Below are 20,328 nucleotides of genomic sequence, written 5' to 3' on the forward strand. Positions count from 1 at the left end.
GGAGAAGCAAAATGCATACAAAAAACTCACTACCGGAGCTTACGCTTAGGGGTATAATACTAGGAAGTATTTTAACGATTGTTTTTACCGCCTCAAATGTATATTTGGGGCTCAAAGTTGGTCTTACTTTTTCTACTTCTATTCCTGCTGTTGTGATTGCAATGGCTGTTTTAAAAATCTTTAAAGACTCTAATATTTTAGAAAATAATATGGTTCAAACTCAAGTTTCAGCTGCAGGTACGCTTTCGGCTGTGATTTTTGTTATACCGGGTCTTTTTATGTGTGGATATTGGTTTGAATTTCCACTTTGGCTTACCTTTATGCTCTGTCTTTGCGGGGGTGGATTAGGCGTGCTTTTTACTATACCTTTACGTAGAGCTATGGTAGTAGAGAGTAAATTAGCTTATCCTGAAGGAAGAGCTGCTGCTGAAATTTTAAAAGTAGCTAATAAAGACCAAGCTGATAAAAAAGGAAAAGTAGGCTTAAAAGAAATCACACTTGGTGTAGTATTAGCTTCTATTATAAGCCTTTTTTCAAGTGGCTTTAAATTGCTTTCAAGTGGAAGTAGTTTTGCATTTATTTGGCAAAAAATGACTTTTGGATTTTCTATGGGCTATTCAGTGGCACTTTTGGGTGCTGGATACTTAGTAGGTATAGCCGGAGGTGTTGCATTGCTTGCGGGTATGGTGCTTGCTTGGATGGTTTTTGTGCCATATTTTTCTGCTAAAGAAAGTTTTGATGTAAGCTTAAGTGCACTTGATATAGCTAATCAAATTTGGGCTCAAAAAGTGCGCTTAATAGGCACAGGAGCTATTGCTATAGCAGCATTATGGACTTTAATAGAGCTTGCAAAGCCTGTATATGATGGCATGAAAAATATGCTTAAAAAAACTTCATTAAACCTCTCACAAGATCCTAAAGATATGGATTTATCTTTAAAAGCTATGCTAGGTTTATTTGTACTTATGTGTATAGGCTTATTTATTTCATTTTATGCTTTTGTGGCTGATTCAAATTTAGCAAGCGGTTATCAAATTCTTTTTGCTTTAGTGGGAACTTTAGTAGCTATTTTTATAGGCTTTTTTGTAGCTTCTGCTTGTGGATATATGGCAGGTTTAGTGGGTTCATCATCTTCTCCTATTTCGGGTATAGGACTTATTGGGATTATGATTTCTTCTTTGATTATTTTACTTTTGGGTTATCAAGTAGATTTATTTAGCGATCCTTTGATGTCTAAATTTGCTATTGCTTTTGCTATATTTACTACTAGTGTTATTTTGGCAACCGCTGCTATTTCTAATGATAATTTACAAGATTTAAAAACTGGCTATTTAGTGGGTGCAACTCCTTGGAAACAGCAAGTTTCTTTGATTATAGGTTGTGTATTTGGAGCTTTGGCTATCGCTCCTGTTTTAAATTTATTATACCAAGCTTATGGTTTTGTGGGTGCAATGCCAAGAGAAGGAATGGATGAGGCAAATGCGCTTGCTGCACCACAAGCAAATTTGATGAGTACTATAGCTCAAGGTATTTTTAACGCTAATATCGATTGGAGTTATATTATAGCGGGAGCTTTTGTGGGCGTTGGTATAATTATCGTCGATCGTTTATTAAGAAAAAAAAATATGTCTTTACCGCCTTTAGCTGTGGGTATAGGTATATATTTACCACCTGCTGTTAATATGCCTTTGTTTATAGGTGGATTATTGGCATATTTAATTAAAAAGCGTTTAGAGCAAAGATATGCTAAAAATGCTCATAAAAAAGAACTTATTCAAGAGCATGAGCAAAAAGGAACCTTATTTGCCTCTGGTTTGATAGTGGGTGAGAGTATATTTGGAGTATTAATAGCTGGTTTAACTGTACTTTCTATTAGTAGAGGTGGGACTGAAGATCCGCTTGCTATTGCAACTTCATTTAAAGATGATGGGATTATAGGTTTTGTAGTTTTTGTAGCGATTATGCTAATTTTTGCAAGAAGAGTGCTTAAAAAATGAATTTAGATTATTATTATGCTTTGATTTTAGGAATCATTGAGGGTCTGACAGAATTTTTACCTGTTTCATCTACAGGACATATGATTTTAGGTGCTGAAATTTTGGGTTTAAATATAGATGATTTTTGGAGAAGTTTTTTTATCATTATTCAGCTTGGTTCTATACTAGCGGTGATTTTTATTTTCAAAGATAAACTAACTCAAAAACTTGATATTTGGTTAAAACTTGCTGTGGGCTTTTTGCCCGCAGGTGGAGTAGGTTTTATAGCATATAAGTTTTTAAAAGAAATATTTAATGGCTATACCGTGGCTACTATGTTAATCATTGGCGGGATTATTTTTATCATCATAGAACTTAAACATAGAAAAAAAGACTACATAATCCACTCTTTAGATGAGGTAAGTTATAAACAAGCTTTTTTGATAGGTTTAACCCAAGCTCTTGCTATCATACCAGGTACTTCAAGAAGTGGAGCAAGTATTATAGGCGGCTTATTGCTTGGGCTTGATCGCAAAGTTGCTTCTGAATTTTCGTTTTTGCTTGCTATACCAACTATGATTATCGCAACAGCTTATAGCATTTATAAAGAACCACAGGTTTTAAGTAATATGAATAATTTCATTCCTTTAGCTATAGGTTTTGTAACAGCTTTTATAGTGGCTTTTGTTGTAATTAAAATATTTTTAAAATTAATCAGCAAGATAAACTTCATACCTTTTGGAATTTATAGGATAATTTTAGGTTTTGTATTTTTATACCTTTTTATGAGTGGTGCTTTAGATATATCAAGAACGGGTGTTTGAAATATAAAAATATCCTTTATTTAAAAAAAGTTTAAGTTTTTCATAGCTAAAATTAGTCTTATATTTTAATTTAAGCTCACAAGGTTAGTGAGTGTTAAGGGTAGAAATGACAAAAGATATAATTGCATATGCAAATAATGAAACTTTGGTAGATACTCAAAGTTTTAACAATGATACAAATTTAACTCCGATTTATTTTGATAACTCTAAAGAAAGTTTAGAAGTTATCCGCCACTCTTGTGCGCATTTAATGGCTCAAGCGATTAAAAGTTTATATCCAGAGGCTAAATTTTTCGTAGGGCCTGTGATAGAAGATGGGTTTTATTATGATTTTAGAGTTGATAGTAAGATTTCAGAAGAAGACTTAAGCAAAATCGAAAAGAAAATGAAAGAACTAGCAGAAGCAAAACTAGACATCACAAAATACGAACTCTCAAAGACTGAGGTTAAAGAAAAATTTGCTAATGATGATTTAAAACAAGAAGTTTTACTAAGAATTCCTGATGGAAAAGTAAGTATTTATAAGCAAGGTGAATTTGAAGATTTATGCCGTGGGCCTCATGTGCCAAACACTAGATATTTAAGATTTTTCAAGCTTACTCGTGTAGCGGGAGCGTATTTGGGTGGCGATGAAAAAAGAGAAATGCTCACAAGAATTTATGGTACTGCCTTTGCAGATAAAGAAAGTTTAAATGAATACTTAAAAATCATTGAAGAAGCTAAAAAAAGAGATCACAGAAAACTTGGTAATGAAATGAAGCTTTTTGCCTTTGATGATGAAATAGGCGGTGGGCTTCCTATATGGCTTAGCAATGGTGCAAAATTAAGAAGCAAATTAGAGCATTTGCTATATAAAGCACATAGATTAAGAGGCTATGAGCCTGTGCGTGGGCCTGAACTTTTAAAAGCTGATGCGTGGAAAATTAGTGGACATTATGCAAACTATAAAGAAAATATGTATTTTACGCAAATTGATGAGCAAGAATACGGCATTAAGCCGATGAATTGTGTAGGACATATTAAAATTTATCAAAGTGATGTTAGAAGCTATCGTGATTTACCTTTGAAATTTTTTGAATATGGCGTGGTGCACCGCCATGAAAAGAGTGGAGTTTTACACGGGCTTTTTAGGGTAAGAGAATTTACCCAAGATGATGCACATATTTTTTGTATGCCAAGTCAGATAAAAGAGCAAGTTTTAGAAATTTTAAGCTTTGTTGATACTTTGATGAAGGCTTTTGAGTTTGATTATGAAATGGAAATTTCAACACGCCCAGCAAAAGCAATAGGTGATGATGAAATTTGGGATATAGCTACAAAGGCTTTAAAAGAAGCTTTAGATGAGCAAGGTTTAAAATATGGCATTGATGAGGGCGGTGGAGCTTTCTATGGTCCAAAAATCGATATAAAAATCACTGATGCACTAAAAAGAAAATGGCAGTGTGGAACTATACAAGTAGATTTTAACTTACCAAGCCGTTTTAAACTCGAATACACAGACGCAGATAATGAGAAAAAACAACCTGTAATGCTTCACCGTGCTATTTTAGGTTCTTTTGAAAGATTTATAGGAATTTTAGTAGAGCATTGTGCAGGGGAGTTGCCATTTTTCATAGCACCAACTCAAGTAGCTATAGTGCCTATTTCGCAAAATCACCATGATTATGCAAAAGAAATAGCAAGAAAACTTTTAGAACTTGGCATTGATAGTGAAGTGTATAATAAAAATGAAAGCTTAAATAAAAAAATCCGCACCGCTGAAAAAGCACATGTGCCTATGATACTTGTTTTAGGTGATGAAGAAGTAGCAAACAAAAGTGTGGCTTTAAGAGATAGAAGAGCAAAAGAACAAAAAACAATGACTTTAGATGAATTTATAACCCTAACAAAGGAGAAATTAAGTGAGGTACGCTTTTGAGTAAAGAAAAAGAAGTATTGCTAAATGAAGAAATTCAAGCAGATGAGATCAGATGTATAGGTGATGATGGCAAGGTTTATGGCATTATTAGTAGTGATGAAGCGCTAGATATAGCAAATAGACTAGGGTTTGATTTGGTGATGATAGCCCCTGAAGCCAAACCACCTGTATGTAAGATAATGGATTATGGAAAATTCCGTTATCAACAAGAAAAGAAACAAAAAGAAGCAAAGAAAAAACAAAAAGTTATTGATATAAAAGAAATCAAACTTTCTGTGAAAATCGCTCAAAATGACATTAATTATAAAGTCAAACACGCAAGCGAGTTTTTAGAGCAAGGCAAGCATGTGAAATTTAGAGTGTTTTTAAAAGGTCGTGAGATGGGCTCTCCTGAAGCAGGGGTAGCTTTGCTTGAAAAAATTTGGCAAATGGTTGAAGATATAGCAGATAGAGACAAAGAGCCTTTACTCGAAGGACGCTATGTAAATATGCTAGTAACTCCTAAAAAGAAAAAATAATCACAAGCCTTTTTAAGGCTTGTATTTTAAACTTATGCTAGAAGAAAATCCACAATTTTTAAAAGAACAAATCATAACTTATCTTGGCAATAAAAGATCTTTGCTTGAGTTTTTAAATCAAGGCTTTAAATTCGCACAAAATGAGCTTAAAAAAGACAAATTTAGTTTTTGTGATGTATTTAGTGGCTCTGGGGTGGTTTCGCGTTTTGTGAAGCCTTATACGAGTTTTATCATGGCAAATGATTTGGAAGATTATTCTAAAATCATCAATGAGTGTTATTTAAGCAATCAAAACGCACAATTTTTACAAGAATTACAAAAACATTATGCTTTTTTAATTTCTGATTTAAAACTCAAAAAAGGCTTTATAAGCAAGCTTTATGCACCAAACGATGATGAGTATATCCAAAAGAATGAAAGAGTTTTCTACACGCTTAAAAACGCTATGTATTTAGACTCTATGCGAGAAAAAATTTCAAGCTTGCCAAAAGAAATTCAAAAATATTTCATTGCACCACTTATTTATGAAGCAAGTGTGCATGCAAATACAAGCGGGGTTTTTAAAGGCTTTTATAAAGATAAAAATGGCATTGGTAAATTTGGAGGAAATGGAGCAAACGCACTTAGTCGTATAAAGGGTGATATAGCTTTAAAAATGCCTATTTTTTCAAATTTTACTTGTGAATATGAGGTTTTTCAAAAAGATGCAAATATTTTAGCCAAAGAGCTTGATAGCTTTGATGTGGCGTATTTAGACCCACCTTATAATCAACACCCTTATGGATCAAATTATTTTATGTTAAATTTAATTGCTAATTATAAAAAGCCAAAGGAAATTTCAAAGGTTTCTGGTATACCAAAAGACTGGAACCGCAGTGCTTTTAACAAAGAAAAAAAAGCCGAAGATGCTTTGTTTGATTTGATTAATGATTTAAAAGCTAAGATTGTATTGCTTTCTTATAATTGTGAAGGTTTTGTAAAAAAAGAAAATTTCACAAAAAGACTTCAAAGTCTTGGAGAATGCTTTGTGCTTGAGCAAAAGTATAATGCCTTTAGAGCTAGTAGAAACCTCTCTAAACGCTCTATGTATATACAAGAACAACTTTATGTGTTAAAAAAGAAGAATTAGAATTTAATTTTTCTAAAGCATAGTTGTAGTAAAATGATAGCTTTCTTTTATGAAAAAATTGATCCAAAGGATACACATGCCAAAAATGAAAAGCGTTAAAAGTGCTGTTAAACGCTTCAAAGTAGGTAAAAATAAAATCAAAAGAGGCGCTGCTTATAGAAGCCATATTTTGACTAAAAAACCTGCTAAAAGAATGCGTGATCTTCGCACTTCTAAGTATGTTCACTCAACCAATGTTAAAGCGGTTGAAAAAATGTTAGGAATTTAAGCTCGCTTAAATTTAGTTTTTGACGAAAGTCATTCAAGCTCCCCTTATTTTAAAGGGCAAGATTCGTTTAACGAACGCCAATTTGTGAAAGGATAAATATGGCAAGAGTAAAAACAGGTGTTGTAAGACGCCGCAGACATAAAAAAGTTTTAAAACTTGCGCGTGGTTTTTATAGTGGTCGCCGCAAACACTTTAGAAAAGCTAAAGAACAATTAGAAAGAAGTTTGGTTTATGCGTATCGTGATAGACGTCGCAAAAAACGTGATTTCCGTCGTCTTTGGATAGTACGTATCAATGCAGCTTGCAGACTAAATGATATTAGTTATTCAAGATTTATAAATGGTCTTAAAAAAGCAGGTATTGAGCTTGATAGAAAAATCTTAGCTGATTTAGCGATGAATGACGCAGCTGCTTTTGCTAAAATAGCAGATGCTGCTAAAAAAGCACTTTAATCTTATTGCAAGGCTTTTTATAAGCCTTGTTTTTCTCTTTATTTTCTTTTTAAATCCTCTTTTTGCTAAAGATATTTTACTTTTTAAAGTTTATGATGAAAAAGCATTTAAAGATATAAATTTAAGCCATTATCTCATGAGTGAAAAGCTCGATGGTGTAAGAGGGCTTTGGAGTGGTAAGTCTATGCAAACAAGAGCAGGAAATGCTATAAAACTCCCTTCGTTTTTCACAAAAAACTTTCCTAAATTTGAGTTAGATGGAGAACTTTGGATAAAAAGAGCTTCTTTTGAAGAAATTTCATCTTTAATACGCCAAGAAAATCCTGATGAAAAACTTTGGCAAAAAGTAAGTTATAATGTCTTTGATGTGCCAAATGTTTGTGAGGAATTTAAGCTTGATCCTTGCACCTTAGAAGCAAGATTAGAAGTTTTAAAAAAGTATTTGACTAAAAATCCAAATGATTTTATAAAAATCATCCCACAAATTCGCATTAAAGATAAAAATCATTTAAAGCAATTTTACCAAGATATCATTTCGCATAAAGGCGAGGGTATAATCATAAGATTAAACAACGCACCTTATGAAAAGAAAAGATCAAACAATGCTTACAAACTAAAACCTTTTGATGATACAGAATGTGTTGTAAAAAAGCATTTTGAAGGTAAAGGAAAATTTGAAGATAAAATGGGATCTTTGCTCTGTGAAGCAGTGATTGAGGGTAAAAAAGTAAGTTTTAAAATAGGTTTGGGTTTTAAAGAAAGCGATCGTTTAAACCCTCCGCCAGTTGGCGCTATCATCACTTTTAAATACAACGGCTTAACCAAAAATGGCAAGCCAAAATTTGCTAGTTTTTTAAGAGTGCATGAAAATAGCGTTTTAAAGTAAAAGTAAATTTTAACTTTTCTTTAAAAAGGCGCTAAAACAAAGATAAAGCACAAAAATCACACAAGCACTTGCTATAATACAAGCTCCGCTTGCAAGATTATAATAAAAACTCACAAAAAGCCCTATCACACAAAAACTTATGCTCAAAAGTGTAGAGATGATCATCATTTGACCAAGCTTTTTAGAAAAACTTTCTGCGATAAATGCAGGTATGCTAAGTAAAGCTATCACAAGTATAAGCCCTACTGCTTTGATACTTATAACGATACAAAAAGCCATCATCGCGATTAAAAGATAATGAAAAAGATTAGTTTTAACCCCTCTTAAGCTTGCAAATTCTTTATCAAAGCTTAGAATTTCAAATTGACGATAAAAAAGCAATACTAAAATGACAAAAATCACATCAATTACTGCAAATAAAACTATATCTTGTGTAGGTACAGACAAAATACTACCAAATAAATATCCCATTAAATCACCATTATACCCAGGAGTTAAGTCTATGAGTATGATACCAACAGCCATTCCAAAAGCCCATATAACACCGACTATATTATCGCTCCTAAAAGGATATTTTTGCACTAAAAATGCTACAAGCAAGGCTAAAAAAAGAGTAAATAAACTCGTGCTAACAAGTACTGGCAAACCAAAATAAAATGCTATACCTATGCCCCCAAAAGCCCCATGTGTAATGCCTCCTGCCATAGAGCTTAAGCGGTTGATCATGATTAAAGTCCCCATAATCCCACAAGCAATGCTAGTTAAAAATGCAGCCAAAAAAGCATTTTGTATAAAAGAGCTAGATAAAAGTTCAAGCATGGTTTTTTCCTTCACAGCAACACTGCTCCAAGCTAAGCTCCACATCACAAAAATGCGTGTGATTTTGGCTTAAATGTGCTAGTAAATGTGCCTTTTTTTCAGGGGTGTTTTCATGCAAGAATAATTCTTTATTTAAATACGCTATTTTATTTGCATAAGCTAAGCTGACATTTAAATCATGGCATATTACTATCACGCCAACCCCGCTTTCGTGTAATTTTTTCAAAAGCTCAAAAATCTGCACCGAGCCTTTAGTATCTATACTTGCAGTAGGCTCATCAAGGATTAAAAGTTTGCATTCGCTTGCTAGAGCTCTTGCTATATAAACTCTTTGTCTTTGGCCTCCGCTTAATTCGTTGATTTTTTTATCCCAAAAATTTCTCATACCTACTTTTTCTAAGGCTAGTAAGGCTTGCTCTTGATCTTTTTTGGTATAAAAACCAAAGAATTTTTTATCCACTCTTCCCATCATCACTACTTCTAGTACGCATACTGGAAAGTTTGGATTAGCTAAAGTATTTTGTGGGACATAACCTATATCTTTTAAACTCAAGTTTTCAAAGTTTATATTTTTATGACTATTTAGCAAGCCTAGTATGAGTTTTAAAAGTGTAGATTTACCCCCACCATTTGGTCCTACTATGGCTAAAAAGTCTTTGCTTTCATAGTTTAGGTTGATATTTTTTAAAACCTCATCTTGATTATATGAAAAGTTTAAATTTTTAATATTGATTTTTATCATTGTAAAACGCTTGCTATGTTTTTTGCATCTTTTAAAAGCTCATTTTTATAATCACTTGGCAAATGATCAAGTTCTATGATTTTAAGATCATAATTACTCGCCATAGCTTTAATGGTATTGTTATTAGCTCCTTTGGGTACAAAAATAGCTTTGATTTGCTCTTTTTGTATGAGTTTTGCAAGCTTGGCTAAGTCTTTTGGCTTAGGCTCTTTTCCTTCTATTTCTACAGGAATTTGACTTAGATGATATCTTTTTGCAAAATACCCCCAAGATGGATGATAAACTAAAAAATGCTTGTTTTTTGCATTTTTAAATAAAGCTTGTATTTGTAAATTTAATGTATCCATTTCTTTTAAGAAATTTTCTAAATTTTGCTCATAAAATGCTTTATTTTGTGGGTATTGTTTTATAAGCGCTAGGGTGATATTTTTAGCATGAGTTTTCGCTAAAAGTGGATCAAGCCATGTGTGAGGATCATCTCCATGATGATAGTGTCCTTCATGTGCATGCTCTTGCAAAGGTATAAAATCAATGCCATTTTGAGTAGAGATGATTTTGGTATTTTTGAGATTATCTTTAAGTTTTAAAATCCAAATTTTTTCAAATTCCAAATTTGCCGTGAAGTAAATATCGCTTTTTTCAAGTTTTAAAATACCACTTGGTTTAAATTCGAAAGTATGCTCATTTGCATTAGGCGGTATGACTATATTAATATCTAAAGTGTCTTTAGCAATTTGCTTTACAAAGTAAGCTTGTGGAGCTATACTAACACTTACCAAATCTTTAGCATATATACTTAAAAATGAAATCAAACACAAAAACAATACACGCATAATTTTCCTTTCTAAAAACAAAAAAATATTATACTATATTAGAAAAAATAAGGAGTGAAGATGAATTTATGGAATAAAAAAGCAAAAAGCTATGCAAGGTATAATCCTGATTTAAACGAAATTCAAAAAGCTACTTTTGCAAAACTTGGATCCTTGCGAGGTAAAAGCGTGGTAGATATAGGTTGTGGGAGTGGTGTTTGGACTTTGCATTTAGCACAAAAAGCAAAAAGTGTTTTGGGTGTAGACAGCTCTAGTGCTATGCTTGAAATTTTGCAAGAAGATGCAAAAACTCATGCTATATCAAATGTAAAAACACTAAATTTGGACTTTGAAAACTTTTATAAAAACAATAATACAAAATTTGACTTAGCCTTTTTGAGTATGTCCCCTGCTTTACAAAATGAAAAAGACTATAAAGCTTTTTTAAGCTTAGCTTCTAAAAAAGTATATTTAGGCTGGGCGAGTAGGCGCAAAAGTAGCTTTTTAGATCCTATATTTGAGCGTTTTAACACGCATTTTAAAGGTTTTTATGAAGAGGACTTGCAAGGTTTTTTAAATGCGCAAAATATCCCTTATGAGAGTGAAATTTTTAACGAAACTAGAGTAGTAAAAAGAGACAAAGAAAGTGCGATAGAAAATGCTTTGTGGCATTTGAGTATGAATGGTGTTAATGCAAACAAACAAGAGTTAGAAAGCTTTGTAAAAGATGAGGTAGAAGAGATTATAGAAGCTAAGATAAAACTTTTGATTATTGATTAAATTTCAAGGCTAAATAACCTTGAAATTTAAAGTTTTTCCTGCCATAAATGGCACTACATCGCCGTATTTTTGCGCTACTTGCCATTCTTGTTTTTCTAAAGTGATGATTTTATCTTTTTCAAATTTAAGATTATGAATTTTACAAGCATTATCTGAAATAAATTTTTGTAAATTTGCTTCATTTGAATGTTTTTCAAAAAGTTCAGCTAGCACAGGTAAAATCACCGGTGCGCTAAATACTCCAGCTGCACAGCCACAACATTCTTTAGTGTGTAATGGATGAGGTGCGCTATCACTTCCAAACATAGCCTTTTCATAACCACTAAAAGCAAGCTCACATAAAGCGTCTTTGTCTTCATAGCGTTTTGCAATAGGCTTGCAAAATAAATGCGGATCCATCTTACCACCCACTACATCATCAAGGGTTATCATTAAATGATGTAAAGTGATAGTTGCATATAAATTTTCATAATCTTTTAATAAATCACACAAAACCTTAGTGGTAATATGTTCCATTATGATTTTTAATTTTGGGAAGTTTTTAGCTAATTTTTCATAGATTTTAGCAAAATTTGCCTCTCTATCCATTACAAAATCATTTGTTTCTCCATGTACAAGTAAAGGCAGGCCAAGCTCACTCATAGCATTTAGTGTAGGTTTTAACTTTTCTATATCAAAGCTTGAAATTCCATTATCTGAGTTGGTAGTGATACCTGCAGGATAAAGCTTGATAGCAAAAAGCTCATTTTTAGCTTTTTCTAAAAATTTTTCATCATAGTCTTTAAAAAATAAAGTCATCAAAGGCGTAAAATCTTCATTTTTACATGCTTTTAAAATGCGTTCTTTATAAGCTTTGAGTGCAGTTGTTTCGGTAAGCGGGGTAATTAAATTTGGCATGATAACCCCTGCTTTAAAGTCTTTTGCGCTAAATGGGGCTACAAGTTCAAGCATACTTTCATCACGTAAATGTAAATGCATATCCAAAGGGTTTTTAAGTGTCATTTTATCTCCTATTTGAGTTTATATAAGCCGTTTTTGAGTTTTTCAAGTAAAGCTTTTTCTTCTAAAAATTTAAAAGTAGAAATGATGGTAGGTTTGCTGATATTTAACCTTTTAGAAAGTTCTTCTATATTTGCAAAGACAAAACCATCATCATCAGCATGAAGGGCTAAAAATTCTAAAATTTCAAAGCGTTTTTTACCAAAGATTTTCACACATAGCGTTTTTACTTTATCATCCATTCTCTAACCAAATCAAAAAGAATAAAACTCCAAGTAATTATAGCTAAAACCACGCTAAAAAACACCCCAGCACTCGCACAATCTTTTGCTTTTTTAGCTAAGATGTGAAATTCATTGGTGCAAAGATCCACACAAGCTTCTATGGCAGAATTTAGCGCTTCTACGATCAAAATTAGCACCAAAACAAATACAAGCACAAAATGCTCTAAAAAACTCACAGGTAAAAATAAGCTTGCAAAAATCAAAGGTAAAATAATGGCAAATTCTATCCTAAAAGCCATTTCATCTTGGAGTAAAAATTTAATTCCACTAAAGGCATAGCTTGCATTTTTAAATAAAGAATACTTTGGCTTCATTAAGGATTTTCCTTTAAATTTTTGCTAAATATATCATAATTTGCCTCATATTCTTTGCTATTTACACCAAAATACCCGAGCAAACTTGAAAAAAGATTATCTTGAGAAAGTTTATAGTCTTTTTTGCTTTGTAAATCTTGGCTTAATTTACTATCTTTACTCCAAAATATCATCGGTATGTGTTTTTGTTCTTTTGGTGCTATTAAATAAGGCATGCCATGAAGATAAATTCCATTTTCACCCAAGCTTTCTCCATGATCTGATAAATAAAGCAAAGAAGCTTCTTTGGTAGGATTTTGCTTAAGCATATCTATAAGGCTTTTTATAATAAAGTCTGTATAAAGTAAAGTATTATCATAGGTATTTATGATTTGTTCGTGTGAGCAGGTGTTAAGCTCGTTTGTATCACATGTTGGCGTAAATTTTTTAAATGCATTTGGATAGCGTTTATAGTAAGTTGGTCCATGTGAGCCTTGTAAATGCACAACGATAATTTTGTTTGAATTTATATTTTCAAGTTCTTGTTTTACAAGCTCAAGTAAGCTCTCATCATAATCTTTTAGAATTAGTTTGTGTTTTATACGATCACAATTTCCTTTGCAGCCTCCTGAGTTATTACCAAACCAAATACTTTGTACTCCAACCTTTTGTAAGATATCTAAAACATTTTCTTCATATAGCCCATCTTCAAAATTTACTCTTTTGTGTCTTGAAAACATACAAGGCAAACTTCTTGCAGTAGCAGTGCCACAAGAGCTTATATCACTAAAATACACTAAATTTGGCTCATTTTTGGTATAAAAATTCGTATCATTGATTTTGTAAGTGCCTAAAGAATAATTACTCGCTCTAGCAGTTTCACCTATGACCAAAATCATAAGTTTAATTGTATTAGTATCTTTTAAACTTGCATCATTTGAAATGATAGTTAGTTCTTTTTTACCTGCTAGCTTTTTCTTTGTAAATTCTATGCTTGAGTATATTGGGTAAAAAGGTAGATTATACATTCTAACGATATTGTGTGATCTTAAAAAAGGCAAAAGTGTTTTTGAGCTAAGAGCTACTAAAGCAAAGCAAAACACTAAAGAGCCTAAAAGCAATACGCTTTTTTTGAAAAAATATTTTTGATAATCAATCTTAGTAAAAATCACAAGTAAACTAGGAAAAACCACAAAGGCTAAAATATACAAAGCAAAGGAAAAATTAAAATAAGAAAAAAATTCCCTATTATCTGTTTCAACAACATTTTGTATCATATGATCATCGATTAAAACCCCATAATTACTAACAAAATAACTACAAATAGCACAAGTGCTAAGTAAAAAAATGCTTAAAATTTTGGCGATGTAGGGAAAATACACCAAAGACAAAACACTTAAAACTAAGAAAAAATAAATTCCAAAAAATACACTAAAGAGCATAGTGTTTTGATCTATCTTTTCATATACAAACTCAAACAATGGAAAGTTAAATACCATGATAAAAACCGCATTAAGCAGGGTAAATTTTGTCCATGAAAGTTTTAGGTGCATTTTTTTCCTTTAGAATAAAATAAAAACTTAGTCTATTTGAATAAAATTAATAAATCGCATATAAAATAGCAACAAAAGAAGATTAGTAAAGGGATTTTATGAAATTATTATCATGGAATGTAAATGGCCTAAGGGCAATTTGTGATAAAAATGCACTTGATTGGATTGAAAAAGAAGAAATTGATTTTATAGGTTTCCAAGAAATCAAAGCACACGAGGATAAATTTCCAAAAAGAATTTATGAATATCCTTTTAAACATATGTATTCAAATAGCGCTAAAAGAGCAGGGTATTCAGGTGTAATGAGCTTGTGTAATTTTGATTGTGAAGTCAAAAAATGTGAGTTTTTTGATGATGATGAAGGCAGGGTTTTAGAGCATAGCTTTAAAAATGTAGTTTTGTTTAATATCTACTTTCCAAATGGCCAAAAAGATGAAGAGCGTTTGAACTTTAAAATGAAATTTTATAATGATTTTTTAGTGTATTTAGATAAACTTTTAAAAGAAGGTAAAGAAATCATTATCTGCGGAGATGTAAATACTGCTCACCGTGAGATAGATTTAACCCACCCAAAAGCCAATGAAAAAACTTCAGGTTTTTTACCGATTGAGCGTGCTTGGATAGATGATTTGCTAAAATTAGGCTTTATTGATACTTTTAGACATATAAATGGCGATGTTAAAGAAAAGTATTCGTGGTGGAGCTATAGAATGAAAGCAAGAGAAAGAAATGTAGGCTGGAGGATTGATTATTTTTTCATTTCTAATGGCTTGAAAGATAAGCTCAAAAATGCCTTCATAAGAGATGACATTTTTGGTTCAGATCATGCTCCTGTAGGGATAGAAATAGATATCTAAGATAAATGTTCAAATAAAATTTTAACCGCTAGTAAAATTAAAATCGTACCACCTAGAAATTCGGCTTTACTTTTGAGGTAAGTGCCGAATTTACTACCGATTTTTAAAGCTAGAACGCACATTATGAAAGTGATTACACCTATACATAACAATGCTATAAATAAATCTACCTTTAAAAAGGCAAAACTTACCCCAACAGCAAGCGCATCGATACTAGTGGCAATAGCAAGAGCTATCATGGTTTTGAAATCAAATAAATTTGAATTTTCTTTACAACTATCCTTTTTGAAAGATTCTTGTATCATTTTACCACCTATAGCACCAAGAAGAATAAAAGCAATCCAATGATCAATTTTTTCCACAAAAGAACCAAAAGAAGCCCCTAGAGTGTATCCAATAGCCGGCATTAAAGCCTGAAAGCCACCAAAATATAATCCAACTATTAAATAATGTCTTATTTTTAATTCTTTAGCACTAAAACCCTTACACAATGAGACCGCAAAAGCGTCTGCTGCTAAAGCAAAAGATAAAACAATTAAACTTAAAATATCCATTTTTTTCCTTGATTACTTAATAGGATGAAATTATATATTTTTATATAAAATAACAAATTAATTATTTATTAAGTAAAGTATAGATATAATTTTTATTTTATACTGTAAGTGGCCCATTCGTCTAGCGGTTAGGACATCGCCCTTTCACGGCGGTAACACGAGTTCGAGTCTCGTATGGGTCACCACTTCTTAATGCTATTTTCATTTTCATAGTTTTTGATAATCATTGTCATTTTTTACAAAAAGTTACATTGTTTTTGACAAATACTTTCTTATCTAATTTCTTTTATTTAAATTAAGTTAATTTTAAATTAATTACTATTAAATTTTTTAAAATTTTTATTAATTATTTTTAAATTTACATTGACTTCACAATTGTTTTTTAAAATGTACAAAAAAGGAGGATAAAATGTATAGACCTAAAAACAAAAACGAGTTAATGAATTTGGTGCACAATGAAAGAATTTCTTTAAGAGATATTGATGTATCTTTGATTGATGATTTTTCTTATGTGTTTTATTATTCTAAAAGATTAGATTTTTTAGGTATTGAACGTTGGGATGTTTCAAATGCCAAAGATATGTCTTATATGTTTTATTGTTGTGAAAATTTTAATGCAGATTTGTCGCGTTGGAATGTTTCTAATGTTGAAAATATGGCAAGTATGTTTTTTAATTGTAAAAATTTCAATCAAGATTTATCAAAATGGAATACACAAAGTCTAAAAGATATGTCTTATATGTTTTTCAATTGTGTTAGTTTTAACCATTCTTTATTGCACTGGAAAACTTCAAATGCAACCAGAATGGCACATTGCTTTGAAAACTGTCATGCGTATGAGCATAGCGTGGCAAATTGGGATGTGCAAAATGTAATAACCATGGCATATCTTTTCCATAATTGTAAAAATTTTCACCACGAATTAGATGAATGGAACATCCAAAAAGATTGCAATACCCAAAAAATGTTTGGAAATCGTGGTCTTGATAAAATTTATACCGTAAAAGGTATAGAGCTAGAATAAACAAAATTCACACATTTTTTGTGTGAATTTTTCTTTTATCTTTTTAAGTTTTCCATCAACTTTTTGTACTAAACTTATCTTTTCAAAGTGCTGTTTTTCAGTATTTAGAGATTATTTTTTAGGAAAATTTCCATGAAAATAAAATTTATTATAAAAAGAGATAAAAGTCAAGTTGCATTTGATATTTTTAAAATCAAAAATGCTATTTTTAAAGCTAATATAAACTCTACAGATGAAAAATTAAAAAATGATTTTTTAGATAAGCTTTGTGATGAGGTTGTGGCTTTACTTGATGAAAATCACACGCAAGTAGAGCAAATTCAAGATAAAGTTGAAGAAGTTTTAATCAAAAATGCCTTAGTCAATACCGCAAAATCTTATATTTTATACCGCCAAAAAAGAACACAAATTCGTAATGGCAGCTATGATTTGTTAAGTTTGTATGATGATTTAACTTTCAAAGATTCTAAAGAAGCTGATTTAAAAAGAGAAAATGCAAATATTAATTCAGATAGTGCCATGGGTATGATGTTAAAATATGGTTCAGAAGGCGCAAAATACTATGTAGATGAGTGTATTTTACCAAAACATATCGCAAATGCACACAAAAACGGCGATATACACATACACGATAAAGATTTTTATATGCTAACACAAACTTGTTGTCAAATAGATTTGTTAAAGCTTTTTGAAAAGGGTTTTAGCACAGGGCATGGAAGCTTGCGTGAGCCAAATGATATCAGATCTTATGCTTCTTTAGCTTGCATTGCCTTGCAAGCTAATCAAAATGAAATGCATGGGGGTCAATCTATACCAAATTTTGATTTTGCTATGGCAAAGGGTGTGGCAAAGACTTTTCAAAAAGAATATAAAAAGGCTATAAATGCTTTTTTTGAAATAAAATTAGAACAAAGTTTAGATGGGCAATGCTTTAAAAATGCTAATTTTCAAGTTTCAAGCGAAAAAGAATGCTTCAAAGAGCTTTTAAGGTTTGACTTAAATAGCGATGAGAATTTTTTAAAACAAGCAAATGCTTATGCTTACAAAAGAGCGTTAAAGCAAACTCAAGATGCAACTTTTCAAGCCATGGAAGCTTTAGTGCATAATCTTAATACTATGAACTCAAGAGCAGGTGCTCAAGTACCTTTTAGTACGTTAAATTATGGCACCGATACTTCTTTTGAGGGGCAAATGGTGATAGAAAATTTACTCAAAGTCACGATGAGAGGTTTAGGAAATGGCGAAACGCCGATTTTCCCTGTGCAAATTTTTAAAGTAAAAGAAGGTATTAACTATAATGAAACAGATCCAAACTATAAGCTTTTTAAGCTTGCCATAGAATGTGCTTCTAAAAGACTTTTTCCAAATTTTAGCTTTTTAGATGCAAGTTTTAACGCAAAATACTATAAAAAAGGTGATTATAATAGCGAAGTAGCTTATATGGGTTGTAGAACTAGGGTCATGGCAAATGTTTATGATGAGAGCAAAGAAATCACAAGCGGCAGGGGAAATTTAAGCTTTACAAGTATAAATCTTGTGCGTTTAGCCATAGAAGCCAAAGGAAATTTAGAGCTTTTTTACTCACTTTTAAAAGAAAAATTAGAGCTTGTGTATGAGCAATTACTTCATAGATATAAAATTCAAAGTCTAAAAAAGGTTAAAAATTTTCCATTTTTAATGGGCGAGGGAATTTGGATAGATTCAGATTCTTTAAAAGAAAATGATAGTGTAGAAAAAATCATAGCACACGGGACTTTGGCTATAGGCTATATAGGACTTTGTGAGAGTTTAATGGCTTTGATAGGTTCTCATCATGGACAAAGTCAAGAAGCAAGGGAGCTTGGCTTGCAAATCGTGCGTTTTATGCGTGAATTTGTCGATGAAAAAGCACTCAAAGATAAGCTTAATTTTTCGCTCATAGCTACTCCAGCTGAAGGTTTAAGTGGAAGATTTTTAAAACTAGATCAAAAAAAATACGGCATTTTAAAAGGCATAACCGATAAAGAATTTTATACTAATTCTTTTCATATTCCTGTAGATTTTCCTATTAGTATATATGAAAAAATTCAAATAGAAGCCCCATATCATGAGTTAAATAATGGCGGGCATATTACTTATGTAGAATTAAACGGCGATGTGAGTAAGAATTTAGAAAGTTTTGAACGCATTGTAAAATGTATGAAAGAAAGCAATATAGGCTATGGCTCGATTAATTTTCCGCTAGATAGGGATCCAGTGTGTGGTTATAGTGGCGTGATAGATGAGTTTTGTCCAAAATGCCATAGAAAAGAAGATGGTATTAAATTTGAACGCATAAGAAGAATCACGGGCTATTTAGTAGGAACACTCGATCGTTTTAACGATGCTAAAAAAGCCGAAGTTCATGCAAGAATTAAACACGATTTTTCTTAGATTAGCTGGTGTTATAAAAGAATCCATAGTCGATGGCTATGGATTGCGTTATGTGATTTTTACTCAAGGCTGCCCTCATCATTGCAAAGGTTGTCATAATCCACAAACACATGATTTTAACAAAGGATATTTACAAGATTTAGCAAGTTTATATAATGATATTTGTAAAAATCCTTTACTTCAAGGTGTTACTTTTAGTGGCGGGGAGCCTTTTATGCAGGCAAAAAATTTAAGCATTCTAGCAAAGCATATCAAGGCTTTAGGACTTGATCTTACCATATATACAGGTTTTACTTATGAAGAGCTATTGCAAGAACAAGCTATGAAAGAATTGCTCGTTTTGGCTGATGTTTTGATAGATGGGAAGTTTATTTTAGAGCAAAAAGATTTATCTTTAAAATTTAAAGGTAGTAAAAACCAACGCATTATTGATGTAGCAAAAAGCTTAGAGCAAGGAAAAGTAATACTTTTTGAAAAATAAAGAGTTGTTTAGTCTTTTTTAATTTAACTATGTTAGAATGTTATAAAATTTAAAAAGGAGAACAATATGTTTGAATTAAGAAAATTACCTTATGAAGCAGACGCTTTTGGAGATTTTTTAAGTGCAGAAACTTTCGCATTTCATCATGGCAAACACCATCAAACTTATGTAAATAACCTAAATAATCTTATTAAAGATACTGAATTTGCAGGAAAAGATTTAGTTTATATCATACAAAACTCAAATGGCGGAATTTTTAACAACGCTGCTCAAGTGTATAATCATGACTTTTATTTTGACTGCATTAAGCCAAAAACATGCTGTGGCTGTGGCTGTTCTTTAAGTGATGAGTTTAAAGCAGCGGTTGAAAAAGACTTTGGTTCTATGGAAAATCTAAAAGAAGAGTTTATCAAAGGCGCTACCGGAGTGTTTGGTTCTGGTTGGTTTTGGCTAGTTTATAACACTCAAAATCAAAAATTAGAGCTAGTTGGCACAAGTAATGCTGCTACACCTATCACCGAAGGTAAAATTCCACTTTTAGTAGTTGATGTATGGGAGCATGCTTATTATGTAGATCACCGTAATGCACGTCCTGCGTATTTAGAAAAATTCTACGCACATATTAACTGGGAATTTGTAGCAAAAGCTTATGAATGGGCTATCAAAGAAGGTATGAACTCAGTAAGCTTTTATGCAAACGAACTTCATCCACTAAACTAAAAATAAAATCTCTTAGGGTTTCTAAGA

The 20,328-nt window shown here is 31.7% G+C and carries 22 protein-coding genes and 1 tRNA gene; 15 read left to right on the top strand and 8 right to left on the bottom strand.

The genetic code is table 11. The annotated features are described in order from the left end of the window. Positions 1-11: 11 nt before the first annotated feature. From CAMP5060_RS02170 to CAMP5060_RS02205, 8 genes are all read left to right on the top strand, one after another. The gene (locus CAMP5060_RS02170; protein WP_214135725.1) at positions 12-1,997 is read left to right on the top strand and encodes an OPT family oligopeptide transporter; all 1,986 of its coding nucleotides are present in this window, start codon (positions 12-14) and stop codon (positions 1,995-1,997) included. Then, on the top strand, positions 1,994-2,800 hold the full coding sequence (locus CAMP5060_RS02175; protein ID WP_337217828.1) for an undecaprenyl-diphosphate phosphatase: 807 nt from the start codon (positions 1,994-1,996) through the stop codon (positions 2,798-2,800). The genes CAMP5060_RS02170 and CAMP5060_RS02175 overlap by 4 nt, the downstream gene beginning before the upstream one ends. Positions 2,801-2,906: 106 nt before the next feature. Further along, a complete protein-coding gene (thrS, locus tag CAMP5060_RS02180; RefSeq protein ID WP_039619515.1) occupies positions 2,907-4,718 on the top strand; it encodes a threonine--tRNA ligase in 1,812 nt (603 codons plus the stop codon). Then, the gene (gene infC, locus CAMP5060_RS02185) at positions 4,715-5,236 is read left to right on the top strand and encodes a translation initiation factor IF-3 (protein ID WP_337217829.1); all 522 of its coding nucleotides are present in this window, start codon (positions 4,715-4,717) and stop codon (positions 5,234-5,236) included. The genes thrS and infC overlap by 4 nt, the downstream gene beginning before the upstream one ends. Positions 5,237-5,270: 34 nt before the next feature. Then, positions 5,271-6,365, top strand: coding sequence for a DNA adenine methylase (locus CAMP5060_RS02190; protein WP_337217830.1), 1,095 nt, complete (start codon positions 5,271-5,273; stop codon positions 6,363-6,365). Between the two features lie 76 nt (positions 6,366-6,441). Beyond that, on the top strand, positions 6,442-6,633 hold the full coding sequence (rpmI, locus tag CAMP5060_RS02195) for a 50S ribosomal protein L35 (RefSeq protein ID WP_039617094.1): 192 nt from the start codon (positions 6,442-6,444) through the stop codon (positions 6,631-6,633). Positions 6,634-6,731: 98 nt separating this feature from the next. Next, positions 6,732-7,085 carry a 50S ribosomal protein L20 gene (rplT, locus tag CAMP5060_RS02200; RefSeq protein ID WP_039617097.1) on the top strand — a complete coding sequence of 118 codons (354 nt, stop codon included), beginning with the start codon at positions 6,732-6,734 and terminating at the stop codon, positions 7,083-7,085. Next, positions 7,063-7,971: a DNA ligase gene (locus tag CAMP5060_RS02205; RefSeq protein ID WP_337217831.1), complete on the top strand. Its 909-nt coding sequence runs from the start codon at positions 7,063-7,065 to the stop codon at positions 7,969-7,971. The genes rplT and CAMP5060_RS02205 overlap by 23 nt, the downstream gene beginning before the upstream one ends. 9 nt (positions 7,972-7,980) lie before the next feature. Here CAMP5060_RS02205 and CAMP5060_RS02210 read toward each other — a convergent pair whose 3' ends face one another. Genes CAMP5060_RS02210 through CAMP5060_RS02220 form a run of 3 tightly spaced genes read right to left on the bottom strand, consistent with a single transcriptional unit; the run spans position 7,981 to position 10,365 of the window. Beyond that, the gene (locus CAMP5060_RS02210; protein WP_337217832.1) at positions 7,981-8,790 is read right to left on the bottom strand and encodes a metal ABC transporter permease; all 810 of its coding nucleotides are present in this window, start codon (positions 8,788-8,790) and stop codon (positions 7,981-7,983) included. After that, a complete protein-coding gene (locus tag CAMP5060_RS02215) occupies positions 8,783-9,532 on the bottom strand; it encodes an ATP-binding cassette domain-containing protein (protein WP_087699071.1) in 750 nt (249 codons plus the stop codon). The genes CAMP5060_RS02210 and CAMP5060_RS02215 overlap by 8 nt, the downstream gene beginning before the upstream one ends. Further along, positions 9,529-10,365 carry a metal ABC transporter solute-binding protein, Zn/Mn family gene (locus CAMP5060_RS02220; RefSeq protein ID WP_337217833.1) on the bottom strand — a complete coding sequence of 279 codons (837 nt, stop codon included), beginning with the start codon at positions 10,363-10,365 and terminating at the stop codon, positions 9,529-9,531. The genes CAMP5060_RS02215 and CAMP5060_RS02220 overlap by 4 nt, the downstream gene beginning before the upstream one ends. Before the next feature lie 60 nt (positions 10,366-10,425). Between CAMP5060_RS02220 and CAMP5060_RS02225 the strand changes: the two genes are divergently transcribed. Continuing rightward, complete coding sequence (locus CAMP5060_RS02225; RefSeq protein WP_087699069.1) at positions 10,426-11,124, top strand: class I SAM-dependent methyltransferase; 699 nt, start codon at positions 10,426-10,428, stop codon at positions 11,122-11,124. A gap of 9 nt (positions 11,125-11,133) precedes the next feature. Here the strand turns inward: CAMP5060_RS02225 and pyrC are convergent, their stop codons facing one another. The 4 genes from pyrC to CAMP5060_RS02245 are packed head-to-tail and all read right to left on the bottom strand — an operon-like array spanning position 11,134 to position 14,253. Beyond that, positions 11,134-12,126 (bottom strand): dihydroorotase, encoded by a 993-nt coding sequence (gene pyrC / locus CAMP5060_RS02230; RefSeq protein WP_087699068.1) that lies wholly within the window; start codon positions 12,124-12,126, stop codon positions 11,134-11,136. An 8-nt stretch (positions 12,127-12,134) separates the two neighbouring features. Then, positions 12,135-12,365, bottom strand: a complete 231-nt coding sequence (locus tag CAMP5060_RS02235; RefSeq protein WP_139427021.1) for a helix-turn-helix domain-containing protein — start codon at positions 12,363-12,365, stop codon at positions 12,135-12,137. Continuing rightward, positions 12,350-12,721 (bottom strand): diacylglycerol kinase, encoded by a 372-nt coding sequence (locus CAMP5060_RS02240; protein ID WP_214125608.1) that lies wholly within the window; start codon positions 12,719-12,721, stop codon positions 12,350-12,352. The genes CAMP5060_RS02235 and CAMP5060_RS02240 overlap by 16 nt, the downstream gene beginning before the upstream one ends. After that, the gene (locus CAMP5060_RS02245) at positions 12,721-14,253 is read right to left on the bottom strand and encodes a phosphoethanolamine transferase (RefSeq protein ID WP_337217834.1); all 1,533 of its coding nucleotides are present in this window, start codon (positions 14,251-14,253) and stop codon (positions 12,721-12,723) included. Before CAMP5060_RS02245 ends, CAMP5060_RS02240 begins: the two co-directional genes overlap by 1 nt. 98 nt (positions 14,254-14,351) lie before the next feature. Here CAMP5060_RS02245 and CAMP5060_RS02250 point away from each other — a divergent pair, with 98 nt between their 5' ends. Then, positions 14,352-15,110: an exodeoxyribonuclease III gene (locus tag CAMP5060_RS02250; RefSeq protein ID WP_039617114.1), complete on the top strand. Its 759-nt coding sequence runs from the start codon at positions 14,352-14,354 to the stop codon at positions 15,108-15,110. On the opposite strand, the gene CAMP5060_RS02255 is transcribed toward CAMP5060_RS02250, so the two are convergent. Next, positions 15,107-15,664, bottom strand: a complete 558-nt coding sequence (locus tag CAMP5060_RS02255; RefSeq protein ID WP_337217835.1) for a manganese efflux pump MntP — start codon at positions 15,662-15,664, stop codon at positions 15,107-15,109. The genes CAMP5060_RS02250 and CAMP5060_RS02255 overlap by 4 nt on opposite strands. A gap of 110 nt (positions 15,665-15,774) precedes the next feature. Here CAMP5060_RS02255 and CAMP5060_RS02260 point away from each other — a divergent pair. From CAMP5060_RS02260 to sodB, 5 genes are all read left to right on the top strand, one after another. Further along, a tRNA-Glu gene (locus CAMP5060_RS02260) sits at positions 15,775-15,849 on the top strand. 224 nt (positions 15,850-16,073) lie between these two features. Beyond that, the gene (locus CAMP5060_RS02265) at positions 16,074-16,688 is read left to right on the top strand and encodes a BspA family leucine-rich repeat surface protein (protein ID WP_087700802.1); all 615 of its coding nucleotides are present in this window, start codon (positions 16,074-16,076) and stop codon (positions 16,686-16,688) included. A gap of 132 nt (positions 16,689-16,820) precedes the next feature. Continuing rightward, on the top strand, positions 16,821-19,100 hold the full coding sequence (locus CAMP5060_RS02270; RefSeq protein WP_337217836.1) for an anaerobic ribonucleoside triphosphate reductase: 2,280 nt from the start codon (positions 16,821-16,823) through the stop codon (positions 19,098-19,100). Beyond that, complete coding sequence (nrdG, locus tag CAMP5060_RS02275) at positions 19,072-19,581, top strand: anaerobic ribonucleoside-triphosphate reductase activating protein (RefSeq protein WP_337217149.1); 510 nt, start codon at positions 19,072-19,074, stop codon at positions 19,579-19,581. The genes CAMP5060_RS02270 and nrdG overlap by 29 nt, the downstream gene beginning before the upstream one ends. 66 nt (positions 19,582-19,647) lie before the next feature. After that, positions 19,648-20,301 (top strand): superoxide dismutase [Fe], encoded by a 654-nt coding sequence (sodB, locus tag CAMP5060_RS02280; RefSeq protein WP_087700800.1) that lies wholly within the window; start codon positions 19,648-19,650, stop codon positions 20,299-20,301. Positions 20,302-20,328: the final 27 nt, after the last annotated feature.

This window comes from Campylobacter sp. 1569, from assembly GCF_024723675.1.
Classification (GTDB): Bacteria; Campylobacterota; Campylobacteria; order Campylobacterales; family Campylobacteraceae; genus Campylobacter_D; species Campylobacter_D jejuni_C.

Excerpts from the sequence above, each read along its gene's own strand:
- CAMP5060_RS02170 (WP_214135725.1), top strand. The coding sequence starts at position 12 with ATGCATACAAAAAACTCACTACCGGAGCTTACGCTTAGGGGTATAATA.
- CAMP5060_RS02175 (WP_337217828.1), top strand. The coding sequence starts at position 1,994 with ATGAATTTAGATTATTATTATGCTTTGATTTTAGGAATCATTGAGGGT.
- thrS (WP_039619515.1), top strand. The coding sequence starts at position 2,907 with ATGACAAAAGATATAATTGCATATGCAAATAATGAAACTTTGGTAGAT.
- CAMP5060_RS02190 (WP_337217830.1), top strand. The coding sequence starts at position 5,271 with ATGCTAGAAGAAAATCCACAATTTTTAAAAGAACAAATCATAACTTAT.
- rpmI (WP_039617094.1), top strand. The coding sequence starts at position 6,442 with ATGCCAAAAATGAAAAGCGTTAAAAGTGCTGTTAAACGCTTCAAAGTA.
- rplT (WP_039617097.1), top strand. The coding sequence starts at position 6,732 with ATGGCAAGAGTAAAAACAGGTGTTGTAAGACGCCGCAGACATAAAAAA.
- CAMP5060_RS02205 (WP_337217831.1), top strand. The coding sequence starts at position 7,063 with ATGCTGCTAAAAAAGCACTTTAATCTTATTGCAAGGCTTTTTATAAGC.
- CAMP5060_RS02210 (WP_337217832.1), bottom strand. The coding sequence starts at position 8,790 with ATGCTTGAACTTTTATCTAGCTCTTTTATACAAAATGCTTTTTTGGCT.
- CAMP5060_RS02215 (WP_087699071.1), bottom strand. The coding sequence starts at position 9,532 with ATGATAAAAATCAATATTAAAAATTTAAACTTTTCATATAATCAAGAT.
- CAMP5060_RS02220 (WP_337217833.1), bottom strand. The coding sequence starts at position 10,365 with ATGCGTGTATTGTTTTTGTGTTTGATTTCATTTTTAAGTATATATGCT.
- CAMP5060_RS02225 (WP_087699069.1), top strand. The coding sequence starts at position 10,426 with ATGAATTTATGGAATAAAAAAGCAAAAAGCTATGCAAGGTATAATCCT.
- pyrC (WP_087699068.1), bottom strand. The coding sequence starts at position 12,126 with ATGACACTTAAAAACCCTTTGGATATGCATTTACATTTACGTGATGAA.
- CAMP5060_RS02235 (WP_139427021.1), bottom strand. The coding sequence starts at position 12,365 with ATGGATGATAAAGTAAAAACGCTATGTGTGAAAATCTTTGGTAAAAAA.
- CAMP5060_RS02240 (WP_214125608.1), bottom strand. The coding sequence starts at position 12,721 with ATGAAGCCAAAGTATTCTTTATTTAAAAATGCAAGCTATGCCTTTAGT.
- CAMP5060_RS02245 (WP_337217834.1), bottom strand. The coding sequence starts at position 14,253 with ATGCACCTAAAACTTTCATGGACAAAATTTACCCTGCTTAATGCGGTT.
- CAMP5060_RS02250 (WP_039617114.1), top strand. The coding sequence starts at position 14,352 with ATGAAATTATTATCATGGAATGTAAATGGCCTAAGGGCAATTTGTGAT.
- CAMP5060_RS02255 (WP_337217835.1), bottom strand. The coding sequence starts at position 15,664 with ATGGATATTTTAAGTTTAATTGTTTTATCTTTTGCTTTAGCAGCAGAC.
- CAMP5060_RS02265 (WP_087700802.1), top strand. The coding sequence starts at position 16,074 with ATGTATAGACCTAAAAACAAAAACGAGTTAATGAATTTGGTGCACAAT.
- CAMP5060_RS02270 (WP_337217836.1), top strand. The coding sequence starts at position 16,821 with ATGAAAATAAAATTTATTATAAAAAGAGATAAAAGTCAAGTTGCATTT.
- nrdG (WP_337217149.1), top strand. The coding sequence starts at position 19,072 with ATGCAAGAATTAAACACGATTTTTCTTAGATTAGCTGGTGTTATAAAA.
- sodB (WP_087700800.1), top strand. The coding sequence starts at position 19,648 with ATGTTTGAATTAAGAAAATTACCTTATGAAGCAGACGCTTTTGGAGAT.